The organism is Kitasatospora sp. NPDC059812, assembly GCF_042732075.1.
Lineage (GTDB): Bacteria > Actinomycetota > Actinomycetes > Streptomycetales > Streptomycetaceae > Kitasatospora.
Map to the genome: position 1 here is coordinate 22,503 of NZ_JBHWIO010000096.1, position 11,919 is coordinate 34,421.

Annotated in this window: 11 protein-coding genes; 6 read left to right on the forward strand and 5 right to left on the reverse strand. The window is 72.5% G+C overall.

The genetic code is table 11. The features are described from left to right. Positions 1–7 precede the first annotated feature (7 nt). Genes ACFV6D_RS32955 through ACFV6D_RS32965 form a run of 3 tightly spaced genes read right to left on the reverse strand, consistent with a single transcriptional unit; the run spans position 8 to position 3,245 of the window. Positions 8–898, reverse strand: coding sequence for a carbohydrate ABC transporter permease (locus ACFV6D_RS32955; RefSeq protein WP_380562451.1), 891 nt, complete (start codon positions 896–898; stop codon positions 8–10). Beyond that, the gene (locus ACFV6D_RS32960) at positions 895–1,827 is read right to left on the reverse strand and encodes a sugar ABC transporter permease (RefSeq protein WP_363376447.1); all 933 of its coding nucleotides are present in this window, start codon (positions 1,825–1,827) and stop codon (positions 895–897) included. The genes ACFV6D_RS32955 and ACFV6D_RS32960 overlap by 4 nt, the downstream gene beginning before the upstream one ends. An 11-nt stretch (positions 1,828–1,838) precedes the next feature. Further along, positions 1,839–3,245: an ABC transporter substrate-binding protein gene (locus tag ACFV6D_RS32965; RefSeq protein WP_380562453.1), complete on the reverse strand. Its 1,407-nt coding sequence runs from the start codon at positions 3,243–3,245 to the stop codon at positions 1,839–1,841. Positions 3,246–3,341: 96 nt separating this feature from the next. On the opposite strand from ACFV6D_RS32965, the gene gcvPA reads away from it, so the two are divergent. The 5 genes from gcvPA to ACFV6D_RS32990 all read left to right on the forward strand — a co-directional run bounded on the left by gcvPA (position 3,342) and on the right by ACFV6D_RS32990 (position 9,027). Continuing rightward, positions 3,342–4,700 carry an aminomethyl-transferring glycine dehydrogenase subunit GcvPA gene (gene gcvPA / locus ACFV6D_RS32970; protein WP_380562455.1) on the forward strand — a complete coding sequence of 453 codons (1,359 nt, stop codon included), beginning with the start codon at positions 3,342–3,344 and terminating at the stop codon, positions 4,698–4,700. Next, positions 4,697–6,295, forward strand: a complete 1,599-nt coding sequence (gene gcvPB, locus ACFV6D_RS32975) for an aminomethyl-transferring glycine dehydrogenase subunit GcvPB (protein WP_380562457.1) — start codon at positions 4,697–4,699, stop codon at positions 6,293–6,295. The genes gcvPA and gcvPB overlap by 4 nt, the downstream gene beginning before the upstream one ends. Positions 6,296–6,378: 83 nt before the next feature. Continuing rightward, positions 6,379–7,527: an ATP-NAD kinase family protein gene (locus ACFV6D_RS32980; RefSeq protein ID WP_380562459.1), complete on the forward strand. Its 1,149-nt coding sequence runs from the start codon at positions 6,379–6,381 to the stop codon at positions 7,525–7,527. A gap of 50 nt (positions 7,528–7,577) precedes the next feature. Continuing rightward, positions 7,578–8,324 (forward strand): SDR family NAD(P)-dependent oxidoreductase, encoded by a 747-nt coding sequence (locus ACFV6D_RS32985; protein ID WP_380562461.1) that lies wholly within the window; start codon positions 7,578–7,580, stop codon positions 8,322–8,324. A 49-nt stretch (positions 8,325–8,373) separates the two neighbouring features. Further along, positions 8,374–9,027: a GntR family transcriptional regulator gene (locus ACFV6D_RS32990; RefSeq protein ID WP_380562463.1), complete on the forward strand. Its 654-nt coding sequence runs from the start codon at positions 8,374–8,376 to the stop codon at positions 9,025–9,027. Positions 9,028–9,052: 25 nt separating this feature from the next. Here the strand turns inward: ACFV6D_RS32990 and ACFV6D_RS32995 are convergent, their stop codons facing one another. Both ACFV6D_RS32995 and ACFV6D_RS33000 read right to left on the reverse strand, forming a co-directional pair. Continuing rightward, positions 9,053–9,790: an MgtC/SapB family protein gene (locus ACFV6D_RS32995; protein WP_380373709.1), complete on the reverse strand. Its 738-nt coding sequence runs from the start codon at positions 9,788–9,790 to the stop codon at positions 9,053–9,055. Between the two features lie 112 nt (positions 9,791–9,902). Further along, a complete protein-coding gene (locus ACFV6D_RS33000) occupies positions 9,903–10,562 on the reverse strand; it encodes a ScbR family autoregulator-binding transcription factor (RefSeq protein WP_363376432.1) in 660 nt (219 codons plus the stop codon). A gap of 114 nt (positions 10,563–10,676) precedes the next feature. On the opposite strand from ACFV6D_RS33000, the gene ACFV6D_RS33005 reads away from it, so the two are divergent. Then, complete coding sequence (locus tag ACFV6D_RS33005) at positions 10,677–11,636, forward strand: ScbA/BarX family gamma-butyrolactone biosynthesis protein (RefSeq protein ID WP_380562466.1); 960 nt, start codon at positions 10,677–10,679, stop codon at positions 11,634–11,636. The last annotated feature ends 283 nt before the right edge of the window (positions 11,637–11,919 follow it).

The following is an 11,919-nucleotide window of genomic DNA, read 5'->3' on the forward strand; positions in this document are numbered from 1 at the left end:
CGGGGGGTCATCCTTTCAGCGCTCCGCCGAGCAGGCCGGCCACGAACTGCCGCTGGAAGACCAGGAAGAGCAGCACCAGCGGGAGGGTGGCCAGCAGGGAGCCAAGCATGAGGCCGGAGTAGTCGACGTGGGTCAGCCCGGTCAGCGTGTTGAGCGCCACCGGCACGGTGTACTTGTCCTCGGTGTTGAGCATCAGCAGCGGCCAGATGAAGCTGTTCCACTGGCCCATGAAGGTGAAGATCACGAGCGCGCCCAGCTGCGGCCGCACGCACGGCAGGACGACCTGGTAGAAGGTGCGCAGTTCGCCGGAGCCGTCGATGCGCGCCGACTCCAGGAGTTCGTCGGGGAAGTCCAGGAAGCCCTGGCGCATCAGCAGGATGCCGAAGGAGTTGGCCAGGAAGGGCAGGATGACCGCCTGGTAGCTGTCGATCCAGCCGACGCTGGCCATCATCTGGAACAGCGGGACGAGCAGCACCTGGAGCGGGATCATCATGGTCGCGAGCACCAGCCCGAGCAGCAGCCCGCGGCCCCGGAACCGGTACTTGGCCAGCCCGTAGCCGCACATGGCCGACAGCAGGGAGCTCAGCGCGGTGTAGACGACGGCGACGCCGAGGCTGTTGAGCAGCACCCGGCCGAAGCCGATGCTCTGCTGGAGGTGCGCCAGGTTGCGCAGCAGTTCCCCGCCGGGCAGGAACGGCGGCGGGGAGTGGAAGAGTTCGGAGCTGCTGTGGGTGCTGGCGATCAGCATCCAGGCGAACGGCACCAGGCTGACGACGGCGCCGAGGGCGAGCACGGCCAGGACGGCGCCGCGGCCGAGCCGGGCGGTCAGCGGCCGGGCCACCGGTGGGCGGACGGCCGCCGGCCGGGCGGGCCGGGGGCGGGCGGAGGTGGCGCTCATCGGCGGCGTTCCCTTCCGTAGAACCGGAACTGGAGGAGGGAGACGGCCGCGATGACCAGCACCACGACCCAGGCGATCGCGGCCGCGTACCCGAAGTCGAGCTGCTGGAAGCCGACCTTGTACAGGTAGACCACCGGGGTGAGGGTCGCGTCGCCGGGGCCGCCGCGCGTCAGCACGTAGTTCTCGTCGAAGAGTTGGAGCGTGCCGATGGTGGAGGTGATGACGCAGAACAGCACCACCGGCCGCAGCTGCGGCAGGATCACGCTGGTGTAGGTGCGCAGTGTGCCCGCGCCGTCGAGGGCGGCGGCCTCGTACTGGTCCCGGCCGATGGCGTGCAGGCCGGCGAGCAGGATGACGGCGTTGTAGCCGGTCCAGCGCCAGGTGACCGAGCCGATCAGGGAGATCCGGGCCCAGGTGGGCGAGTTGAGCCAGTCGACGGGGCCGGCGCCCAGGGCGTGCAGGAGCTGGTTGGCCAGGCCGCCGTCGGTGCGCAGCAGCACCTGGAAGACGACGGCGTAGGCGACCAGCGTGGTGACGGCGGGCAGGAAGAAGACGGCCCGCCAGCCGGCCCGGAAGCGCAGCCAGGACTGGTTCAGCAGGACGGCCAGCACCAGCGCCAGCCCGATCATCACGGGCACCTGGACGGCCAGGATCATCCCGGTGTTGACCAGGGAGTGCAGGAAGGCCGGGTCGTCCAGCATGCGCCGGTACTGGTCCAGGCCGACCCAGACGGTGGCGCCGTCCCGGCGGGCGGTGAAGCTCTGGTAGAGGCTGGCGCCGAGCGGATAGGCGAAGAAGAGGATGAAGAGCACGGCCGTGGGCCCGGCGAAGAGCCAGGCCGCGGAGCGTGGCAGCCGTCGTCGCCGGGTGGGCGTGGTGCGCGCGGGTGCGGCGGCCATCCGGGGGGCGGGGGCCTGGAGACTGGTCATGGCGCGTGTCCCTACGGGGCCGGCTGGCGACTGGTCGCGGTGGCGATCTGGCGGGCGGCGGAGCGCAGCACGGTGCCGGGGTCGGCTCCGTTGTGCAGCACCTGGTTGACGGCGGTGTTGACGATGTCGCCGGCCTTGGAGTCGTCGGCGGTGGTCTCGACGGTGGGGATGGACCGGGCGAGGTCGGCGAAGAGCCGCATGGCGGGCTGGTTCGCGTAGTACGGGTCCGGCTGCTGGAAGTACGGGTCGTCCAGGGCCGGGAGGTAGGCGGGGAAGAGGCCTTCGTGCTCCATCATCGAGGCCTGGTTGGCCCGGTCGGCGAGCAGGAAGGAGAGGAATTCCCAGGCGAGTTCGGGGTTCTTGCTCTGTGCGGTGACGGAGAGGGTGGAGCCGCCGCTGTTGGAGGTGCGGCAGCCGCCGGGGTCGAACGCGGGCAGGGGGACGACGCCGAACTTGCCGTTCAGGTCGGCCATGTCGCCGGTGAGGGTGCCGTCCCACCAGGCGGCGGTGGGGGTGGTGGAGGCCTTGCCGTCGTGGGTGCCGGAGACCAGGCCGTCCCAGCCGTTCTCGAAGTCGACCAGGCCCCGGTCGACGAGTTGCTTCATCAGGGTGAGCGCCCGTTCGGCGGCGGGTGAGGCGACGGCGACCTTGCCGTCGACGAACCAGCCCTGGCCCTGTTGTTGGAGCAGCAGGGCGAACATGCTGTCCTGCTTGGCGTCCAGGATGAGCAGTTTCTTGCCGGTGCGGTCCTTGAGGGTGGTGCCGGCGGCGAGGTAGTCGTCCCAGGTGGTGAGGGTGGCGGGGTCGATTCCGGCCTGCTGGAAGTGGTCGCGGCGGTAGAAGAGGGCGCACGGGCCGCTGTCCCAGGGCAGGGCGAGGACGCGGCCGCCCGCGTCGGTGACGGTGCGCCAGACGGACGGTGCGAAGTCCTTCGCGAGGCCGCCGGCCCGGCTGGTCAGGTCCACCAGCGCGTGGGGGAAGTTGCCGATGTAGGTGGGCATTCGGTGGCCCTCGACGGTCAGTACGTCGGGGAGTCCGCTGCCGGCTCCGAGTCCGACGGTGATCTTGTCGTAGGCGTTGTCGTAGCCGATGTCGACGACGTCGACGGTGGTGCCGGGGTGGGCCTGTTCGAAGGCCTTGCCGAGCCGTTGCATGGCCTTGGCGGCGACGTCCCAGGACCAGATGGTGATCTTCCCGGCGGCCTTGCCGCCCGAACTCGCGTCCAGCCGTTTGGCGTCGGGGGCGCCGGCGCCGCCGGTGGCGCAGCCCGTCGCCCCGGTCAGCAGCAGCGCGCCGCCCGCGAGCCCGGCGCCGAGGACCCGGCGCCGGGTGGGGCCCGGTCCGGATCCGGTCCGGTTGCCCGCCGGAGCGTCAAGGCGTCTGTGCCGGGTGCCGGTTGAGTTCTTTCCTCCCGACATCTTGCCTCCTGAAGAGTGAATGCCGAATGCTGTATACAGAACTCAGCACACACAGTGCCGTCAAGGCTTGTGACCGAAATCGCGGAAGGTGCCAGGATGACCGCACGCGCCCCCCGGACCCACCCGTACATCCCCAACGCCGCCCCCGACGTGAAGAAGGCCATGCTGGCGGCGATCGGCGCGCACAGCGTCGAGGAGTTCTACGCCGACATCCCCGCCGAGCTCCGCCTGGACCGCCCGCTGCGACTGCCCGAGCCACTCGACTCCGAGGCGCAACTGGTCGCCCACATGGAGGAGTTGCTCGCCCGCAACACCGCCGTCCCGCCCGGCCGCAGCTTCCTCGGCGCCGGCTGCTACCGCCACCACGTGCCCGCCGTGGTCGACGAGGTCGTCAACCGCAGCGAGTTCCTCACCGCCTACGCCGGCGAGCCGTACGAGGACCACGGCCGCTTCCAGGCCCTGTGGGAGTACCAGTCGCTGATGGCCGAACTGCTGGCCGTCGACGTCGTCAACGTGCCGACCTACGACGGCTTCCAGGCCGCCGCCACCGCACTGCGGATGGCCGGCCGGGCCACCGGGCGCCGCCGCCTCCTCCTGGTCGGCGACCTCGACCCGGACAAGCTCTCCCGGATCCGCGACTACGTGCGCGGCGTCCACGACCTCGTGCCCGTCCCGGCCGAACCCGGGTCCGTCCGCGCCGCCCTCGCCGCCGGCGACGCCGCCGCCGTCTTCGCCGAACTGACCGACCACTGCGGCCGCATCGACCCCGAACTGCCGCAGTACGTCGAACTCGCCCACCAGGCAGGCGCACTGGCCGTCATCGGCGCCAACCCGCTGAGCCTCGGCGTGCTCGCCCCGCCCGCCTCCTTCGGCGCCGACCTCACCTGCGGCGACCTCCAGCCGCTCGGCATCCACCCCAGCTTCGGCGGCGGCAACGCGGGCTTCATCGCCAGCGCGGACGACGAACGCCTGGTGGCCGAGTACCCGAGCCGCCTCTTCGGCCTCACCCCCACCGACGTGCCGGGCGAGTACGGCTTCGGCGACGTCGCCTACGAGCGGACCTCCTTCGCCGTGCGCGAGGAGGGCAAGGAGTGGGTCGGCACCGCCGCCGCCCTGCACGGCATCGCCGCCGGGGTCTACCTCTCGCTGATGGGGCCGCACGGCATGCGCGAGATCGGCGAGACCATCCTCGCCAACACCGCCTACGCCCGCCGGCGCCTCACCCAGGCCCCCGGCGTGGAACTCGCCGACCCCGAGGCCGTCCACTTCGCCGACTTCACCCTCCGCTACACCGGCGGGCGCACCGCCGCCGAGGTCTCCGCCGCGCTGCTCGCCCGCGGCCTGCACGCCGGCACCCCGGCCGGGGAACACGAGGGCCGCTACTGCGTCACCGAGCTCCACAACCAGGCCGACATCGACCGCCTCGCCACCGCCCTTGAGGAGATCGTCAAGTGACGGATAGTCAGACCAGCGGCGGGGTCGACCCGCGGATCGCCCCCAAGCCCGCCCTGCGCCGCTTCCACCAGGCCCGCTGGGACGAGAAACTGATCTTCGAACTGGGCGCGCCCGGCGAACGCGGCATCCTGCCGCCGACCCCCGGCCCCGGCGTCACCGCCGCCGTCGGCAGCCCCGCCGACCGCCTGCCCGCCGCGCTGCGCCGCGCCACCCCGGCCGCGCTGCCCGAACTCGGCCAGCAGCAGGTGCTCCGCCACTACCTGCGGCTCTCCCAGGAGAACCTCGGCGCCGACCTCAACGTCGACGTCGGCCAGGGCACCTGCACCATGAAGTACAGCCCCAAGGTCAACGACGCCTTCGTCCGCGACCCGCGCATCGCCGCCCTGCACCCGGCCCAGGACCCCTCGACCGTCCAAGGAGTGCTCGAACTCGTCCACCGGCTGGAGCAGTTGCTCAAAGAGGTCTCCGGAATGGACCGGGTCTCGCTGCAGCCCGGCGCCGGCTCCGCCGCGATCTGGACCAACGTCTCCGTCATCCGCGCCCACTTCGCCGCCCGCGGCGAGCTGGAACAGCGCGACGAGGTCATCACCACCGCCTTCTCGCACCCCTCCAACGCCGCCTGCGCCAAGACCGCCGGCTTCAAGGTGATCACCCTGCACCCGGACGCGGACGGCTACCCCGACATCGAGGCGCTGCGCGCCGCCGTCGGCCCACGCACCGCCGCGCTGCTCATCACCAACCCCGAGGACACCGGGATCTACAACCCCCGGATCGCCGAGTTCGTCCGCATCGTGCACGCGGCCGGCGGCCTGTGCGCCTACGACCAGGCCAACGCCAACGGCGTCCTCGGCATCACCCGGGCCCGCGAGGCCGGCTTCGACCTGTGCCACTTCAACCTGCACAAAACCTTCTCCACCCCGCACGCCTGCGGCGGCCCCGCCGCCGGCGCCTGCGGCGTCACCGCCGAGCTCGCACCCCACCTGCCCAGCCCCACCGTCGAGTTCGACGGCGAGCGGTACGTCCTGGACCACGACCGGCCGGAGTCCATCGGCAAGATCCGCCCCTACCTGGGCGTCGTCCCGAACCTGGTCCGCGCCTACGCCTGGATCATGTCGATGGGCGCCGCGGGGCTGCGCGAGGTGGCCGAGACCGCCGTGCTCAACAACAACTACCTGATGCACCAGGTCCAGCGGATCCGCGGCGTCTCCGTGCCCTACGCCAAGGGGCGGCCGCGCGTCGAGCAGGTCCGCTACAGCTGGCAGCAGCTCAACGAGGACACCGGCCTGCACAGCGAGGACCTCGGGTACCGCGCCGCCGACTTCGGCACCCACTACTGGACCAGCCACCACCCGTACGTCGTCCCCGAGCCGATGACGCTGGAGCCGACCGAGTCCTACTCCCGCGCCGACCTCGACGAGTACGCCGCGATCCTCGCCGAGGTCGCCCGCGAGGCCTACGAGGACCCGGAGACCGTCCGCACGGCCCCGCACAACTCCACCGTGCACCGCATCCGGCACGAACCGCTGGACGACCCGGCGGTCTGGGCCGTCAGCTGGCGCGCCTACCGCCGCAAGGTCCTCGGCGAGCGGCCGTGACGGCGGACCCCGGGGCCGGTCGTCGAACTCCCTTCGCCCGCCCGGCAGTCGGGAGTCCGACGACGGGCCCCACCATCGGGCTCGTGGTCAACCCGGTCGCCGGACTCGGGGGCCGAGTCGGCCTCAAGGGCAGCGACGGCACCGAGGTCCAGCAGCGGGCCCGCACCCTCGGCGCCCGGCCCGCCGCGACCTCCCGCGCTGAACTGATGCTTCGTCAATTCACTGTGCTCGCACCGCACTCGACCCTGCTCACGGTGGCCGGGCCGATGGGCGCGGACGCGGCGCGGGCGGCCGGCCTCGACCCGACGGTGGTCCACCGGCCCGCCGGCCCGGACACCACGGCGGCGGACACCCGCGCGGCCGTCCGCGCCCTCGTCACGGCCGGCGCCGGCCTGCTGCTGTTCTGCGGCGGCGACGGCACGGCCCGCGACGTCCTCGACGCGCTCGACGCACTCGGCCCGCTCGGCACTCTCGGCACGCTCGGTCCGGAGCCAGGACCGCCCGTCCTCGGCATCCCGGCCGGCGTCAAGATGCACTCCGCCGTCTTCGCCGTCCACCCCCGCGCCGCCGCCGAGGTGGCCGCCGCCTGGGCAGGCGGCGGCGTCCGGCTCGCGTCCGCCGAGGTCGTGGACCGCGACGAGGCGGCGCTACGCGAGGGCCGGGTGTCCGCCCGCCTGCACGGGTGGCTGACCGTCCCGGTCCTGCCCGCCCGGGTCCAGCAGCGCAAGACCGGCAGCTCCACCGCCGACTCCGAGGCGCTGGGCGGCATCGCCGCCGAGGTCGCCGAGCGCGTCGGGGCCGGCGGGCTGCTCGCCCTCGGCCCGGGCGGCACGACGCACGCCGTCGCCACGGCACTCGGCGCGGCGGACGCCTGCCTGACCGGCGTCGACGTGCTCCGCCTCCAACCCGGCGGCACCGCCCGCGTCGTGATCCGCGACGCCCGGGCCGACCAGCTGCTGGCCCTGCCCGCCGCCCCGTGGATCGCGCTCTCGCCGATCGGCGGCCAGGGCTTCCTGCTCGGCCGCGGCAACCAGCAGTTCACCCCCGAACTGCTGCACGCCGCCGGCCGCGAGCGGCTGCTCGTCCTCGCCACCGAGGCGAAGCTCGCCGCCCTCGCGGGCCGCCCGCTGCTGCTGGACACCGGCGACCCGGAGCTGGACGACGCCCTGTCCGGGCACGTCCGGGTGATCACCGGCCGCCACACCAGCGCCGTCTACCGCCTGACCGCCTGAGACCCGCCCCTCCCTGAGACCCCCTGAGACCCCCTGAAGAGGAGCCCCCAGTGATCGACCTCCACGGCAAGCGCGCCCTCGTCACCGGCGCCGCCTCCGGCATCGGCCGGGCCACCGCCGCGCTGCTGGCCGAACTCGGCGCGGCCGTCGTCCTCGCCGACCTCGACGCCGACCGCGGCGAGCAGGCCGCCAAGGAGACCGGCGGCACCTTCGTCCGCTGCGACGTCTCCCAACGCGCCGACTGCGAACGGGCCGTGCGCACCGCCGTCGACCTGCACGGCGGCGTCGACGTGCTGTTCAACAACGCCGGGATCATCCGCCGGTCCACCGTCTGCGACATCACCGACGACGACTGGGACCTGGTGATGGCCGTCAACGTCCGCTCCATCATGCTGCTCAGCGGGCTGGTCGTGCCGCTGATGGCCGCGAACGGCGGCGGCAGCATCATCAACACCGGCTCCGGCTGGGGCATCCGGGGCGGCGGCCGGGCCGTCTCCTACTGCGCCTCCAAGGGCGCCGTCGTCAACATGACCCGGGCCATGGCCATCGACCACGGCCCCGACAACATCCGCGTCAACTGCGTGTGCCCCGGCGACACCAACACCGGTATGCTCGCCGAGGAGGCCCGCCAGCTCGGCGAGAGCCCGGACGCCTTCTACGCCGACGCCGCCGACCGACCGCTCGGCCGCATCGGCCAGCCTCGGGACATCGCCCAGACGGTCGCCTTCCTCGCCAGTGACGCCTCCACGTTCGTCAGCGGCGCGATCATCGCCGTGGACGGCGCCGGGACCGCCTGACCAGTCGCCCGGCCGGTACGCTACGGACCGAGGAAGAAGGGAAAGCCCGATGGCGATCGAGCGGCGTCCGCTGCGCGAACAGGTGAAGGACGAACTCCTGGAGCGGCTGGGCCACGGCCGGTTCACCCCCGGCGAGTCGATCAACGAAGTCCACCTCGCGGAGGAACTGGGCGTCAGCCGCACCCCGTTGCGCGAGGCGCTGATCAGTCTGGAGCGCGAAGGCATCATCACCAGCGAGCGCGGCAAGGGCTTTCGCTTCGCCCCCACCGGCCGACAGGAGTTCCTCGACCTCACGGCCATCCTGATCGCCCTGGAGTCGCTGGCGCTGCGGACCTCCGACCGCGCACACCTCTCGGCCATCGCGCCCCGGCTGCTGGCGGAGGCCCGCGCCTTCTCCGCGCCCCAGGCCCCGCACGGCACCATAGAGCGCTACGACGACGCCTGGCACGCGCTGTTGCTCTCCGGCTGCTCCAACACCCGGCTGCGCGAGCTGATCGACTCGCTCAAACTCACCCTCCACCGCTACGAGCGGGTGGTCGTCGGCGACCACGAGATCCTCGAACGCGCCGCCGAGGAGCACGAGCGGATCGCCCAGTGCCTCCTCGACGGCGACATGGAGCAGGCCGTCGCCGCCCTGGAGGCGAACTGGACCAGCGGCATGGAACGGATCATGGAGCGCCTGCCGGCCCTCGGCGCCCGCTGACGCGCTCTCCCCCGCGGCCGGGACGTCACTCCTCGTCGGACCGGCCGCGGACGCAGGTCAGCACTCCGGCCACGGCCGCGAGCTGCGCGGTGAGCCCGCCGGCGTCGCCCTGCCCCTGCACCGACAGGGCGACCTCGACGGGCTTCTCGGAGACCTCGCCGGGGAGTTCCCCGTCCGTGCCGGACAGCGTGCGCAGCTCGAAGACGGCGAAGCCGGCCCGGGTGCACTGGTCCAGCACGTCCCGCAGCACCCCCCTGCCGGGACGGTAGACGATGCGGTACGAGACCGCGGGCCGGTGCAGCGCGGGCAGGCGGTTGAGCAACGGCCTGATGGCGTAGGACGCGAGGAAGTACGCCGCGACGGTCAGCGCCGCGAGCAGCGGCAGGCCCGCGGCCGCGGCGGAGCCCACCGCCGCGGTGAGCCAGATGGTGGCCGCCGTCGTCAGCCCCTGCACCCAGCCCCGGTGCACGAAGATCACCCCGGCGCCGATGAAGCCCAGCCCCGACACGATCTGCGCGGCCATCCGCGACGGGTCCAGCTCGACGGTGCCCGCGCGCATCACGTCGGCGAAACCGTACTTGCTCACCAGGGTGAACAGCGCCGCGCCGCTGCCCACCGTCGTGTACGTCCGCAGGCCCGCGGACTTCTGGCGGATCTGCCGCTCGACCCCGATCAGGCCGGAGAGCAGGAAGGCGAACAGGAACTCCAGTACCTGGACCGACCCCTGACCGGACGGCCCGGCCGCCCATTGAACCGCTGCCATAGCCCTGACGCCTCTTCTCCGCCGCACCGCCGGCCCCGGACGTGGTGAACCATGCTATGGCCCGGTGCCCGGCGCGCGGCCTCCTCCCGGAAGGCGGGGGGTCGATTCCGCGTCAATTCCCGCCGGTTCCCCACCCGTCGGCGCGCGCGGACGGCCTGGGCCGGACCGAGGCGAGCAGGGCGGCCGGGTCGGGGTTCTTCTGGAGCCCCGGCAGCAGCAGTTCCCACAGGTCGCACAGGCGCTCCTCGATGGTGCGCCGTCCGTCGATCGCGTCGGAGACGGTGTGCAGCCCGAAGAAGGCGCAGATCACGCCGTGGGCCGTGGTCGACGGGTCGACCCGGGCGGCGAGCTCGCCCTCGCTGCCCGCCCGTTCGAGCAGGACCCGGACGGTGTCGATCCACCCCACGAACGGCACCGGGAGGTCGGCGTCGATGGCCGCGCGCTCGGACCAGAGCCGGGCGCCGGCCCTGACCACGACGTCGTCGCGGAAGGCCCGCGCCACCGCGAAGCTCAGCCGGACGAGTTGCTCCAGCGCCGGCACCGGCGTGCGGGTGTGGCGCGCGACGAGCTCCGGCCAGGTGGCGAAGTGCGCTTCGATCACGGCGCGGGCCAGGTTCTCCTTGCTGGTGTAGTGGAAGTAGATGGCCCCGCTCGTCCTGCCGGAGGCCGCGCTGATGTCGCTGATGCTGGTGCCCGCGTACCCGCGTTCGTCGAACAATCGCGCAGCTGATTCGAGGACTGACCTCCGTGTCGTCTCCGCCCGATTCTGCACGCGCCTCTGCCTTTTCAAGATCACCCCGGCTTTTCGCACGCACTGTAGTGATCCGCGGGCCGGAGCGCCAACTGACGACATGCGAAACCAAGGAGATTGATATTTTCTGTAAATATGAAGATGCTGGATTTCCTCCCCTCCTCGGCGGCCCGGCATCCTGCCCGACCGCTCAGCTGGTCCCGCACGGTCCCCCGCGAACTGGTCCACCGCGCCGCCGTGGCGGAGGTGCTGCTGACCGACGTCCGGGCCCGAGGCGGCGACCGCTTCGAGGCGGCGGCCCAGTGGCCCCGCTCCCACCCCACCTTCCCGCGCGGACGCGGCGAGCGGCACGACCCGCTGATCGCCGTGGAGACCGCCCGCCAGCTGGGCATCTACCTGCCGCTGCGCCACTACGGCGTGCCGGCCGACACGCACCTGCTGATCACCGACGTGTCCTGCCGGGTCGACCCGGCGGCCGAGCCGCGCGGCGACGGCCCGGCGGCGGTCCTCTGCCGGGCCCAGGTGCACGGCCTGCGGACCTCGGCCGAAAACCACCGGCCCACCGGCATGCGGCTGCGGGTCGACTGCTCCGCGCGGGGAGTGGTGTTCGCCCGGATCGAGGGCGGCACGCGCTTCGTCGAACGGCCCGCCTACCCGGCCCTGCGCGGCACCGCGCTGGCCGGGGATCCCGCGGACTCCGGCCCGCCCCCCGACCCCCCGTCACCGGCGGAGGTCGGCGTCGCCCTGCCCTCCGACGTGCTGGTGACGCGCGCGGGCGGCGGTTCGCGGGCGAGTGACGGTTCGCGGGCGGACGACGCGCTCCTGATCTGCCCGGCCGACCCAGCACACCCGTTCTTCTTCGACCACTCGTCCGATCACATGCCCGGCATGGTGCTGCTGGAGGCGGCCCGACAGGCCGCGGCGCTGCGGAGCGCGGGGCGGCTGTCGCACCCCGTCGACTACCGGATGAAGGCGGTGCGGTTCACCGAGTTCGCCCCCCTCCCGGAAGTCGACATCACCGAGTACGAGCATTTGTGCGTTTTTCATATTCGTCAGAACGGTCATATCACCGCGGTGGGGTCGCTGGGCTATTGAAGTAAAGACCCGGCAAATCTAGGGCTCTCAAGTTTGACCGCGAAACATATCGATCGTAACGTTGCGATCGTTATGTTCCGGGTCGTTTTCTCCGATCCGGACGCCGAGGCGCGTCGTTCCGCCGCACTCCAGATTCCGGCCCCGGACAGGTCGGCAAGCGGCCACGGCCCCGGGGGGGGGGGGGCCCCCCCCGCCCCCCCCCCCCCCCCCGCGCCCGCCCCCAAACCCAAACCCCCAGATTGGGGGGGGGGTGGGCGTGGTGTGGGGTGGGGTGTTAAAAAAG